General features: G+C 65.7%; 1 pseudogene. It reads left to right on the forward strand.

Features of this window, described 5'->3' with window-relative positions:
• Positions 1-116: 116 nt before the first annotated feature.
• A pseudogene (locus tag P1P70_RS45380) lies at positions 117-641 on the forward strand (hypothetical protein); the annotation flags it as partial.
• Between the last annotated feature and the right edge of the window lie 79 nt (positions 642-720).

Below are 720 nucleotides of genomic sequence, written 5' to 3' on the forward strand. Positions count from 1 at the left end.
TATTCATCTATTTCATATTGTGCTTTGGCGTATATAGGATGTTTTTTTCTAATGCAGATGACGCCATAAGAGATTTCTTCCGTTCGCTGGGGCTCGGAGATGTTGATAAGAGACAGGGCTGCGGGTCGGGTGGCGGGGACACGAGTGCCGGGTCCGGTGCCGCGGGTGGGGGTACGTCCGACGACGGCGGCAAGAACGGGAGCAGCGCCGGCGAGCAGGTCCCGGCGGGGTCCAGTCTGCCCAACTGCAGTGCAGCAGCAGTCAAGTTGACCGTGCGCAGTGTGCGTAACGCCTACGAACCCGGGGTGAACCCCACGTTCGAACTCATCGCCCGCAACTCCTCCGGCGGGGACTGCAAGCTCGATCTCGGGCCGGACAACACGGTGGTGACGATCACCCCGGCCGACGCCGACAACGCGTTCTGGGCGTCCGACGACTGCCATGAGACGGCGGGCAGCCTGCTGTTCAAGGTTCCGGCCGGTGACCGGGTCACCTACACCGTCGAATGGAACCGTGACCCCAGCGCCCCCAACTGCGCGACGCCGTCGCCCGGTTCGGCCACCGCCGGGACGTACCTCGTCGAGGCGAAAGCACCGGGACTGGCGACGGCTCGGGCGTCCTTCGTGCTGGAGAAGGACTGACGGGCGGGTTCGGGTTCCGCCGGGATTCTCGCCCCCGCCGCCCCTACCCGTCCCATCCCTGAGGGCTGCGCCCCCAGAC

It is taken from the genome of Streptomyces sp. MB09-02B, from assembly GCF_033794485.1.
In the GTDB taxonomy this organism is placed as follows: domain Bacteria; phylum Actinomycetota; class Actinomycetes; order Streptomycetales; family Streptomycetaceae; genus Streptomyces.